This is a genomic window from Arthrobacter sp. B2a2-09 (assembly GCF_027587375.1).
Taxonomy (GTDB): Bacteria; Actinomycetota; Actinomycetes; order Actinomycetales; family Micrococcaceae; genus Arthrobacter.
The window spans coordinates 1-488 of sequence record NZ_JAMXIC010000093.1 but is presented as its reverse complement, the minus strand read 5'-3'; the positions used below and the strand labels follow the sequence as shown (position 1 = coordinate 488).

Genomic DNA, 488 nt, shown 5'->3' with positions numbered 1-488 from the left:
GCTTTCAGCCGGGCCGGGTCCCGGAGCATCAGGGTCAGGCGCTTGTAGGTGGGCACCCGCCGGGCGAAGCCGATCGTCAGCACGTCCGGGTCCAGCACGGTATCGGTCCAGCCCAGCTCCGCATCGGCCGCGCCGCGCTTCTTCCACGCTGCCCGGAGCCGACGCCGGACATCCTCCACGAGGGACACTCGAAGTTGCCGTCGCAGCGTCCAGACGTCCTCGTCGCTGACGTTGTAAGCGAGATCCCAGCGGCCCAGGGCCTCGGCCTCGGTTCCAAACTGCTGGCGGGCCAAGGCAGAGATGCGCGGATCCACCCAGGTGGGAACGTGGACGCCGTTGGTGACCGAAGTGATGGGGATTTCGGAGTGGTCGAAGCCTGGCCAGAGCCCGGAGAACATCTCGCGGGAGACCACGCCGTGCAGTTTGGCCACGCCGTTGGCCCGCTGCGCCAGGCGCAGGCCCATGACGGCCATGTTGAAGACCGCGGG

The 488-nt window shown here is 68.6% G+C and carries 1 pseudogene; it reads right to left on the bottom strand.

Annotated features, from left to right (window positions below):
• A pseudogene (locus tag NFJ07_RS25670) lies at positions 1 to 488 on the bottom strand (DUF3417 domain-containing protein); the annotation flags it as partial.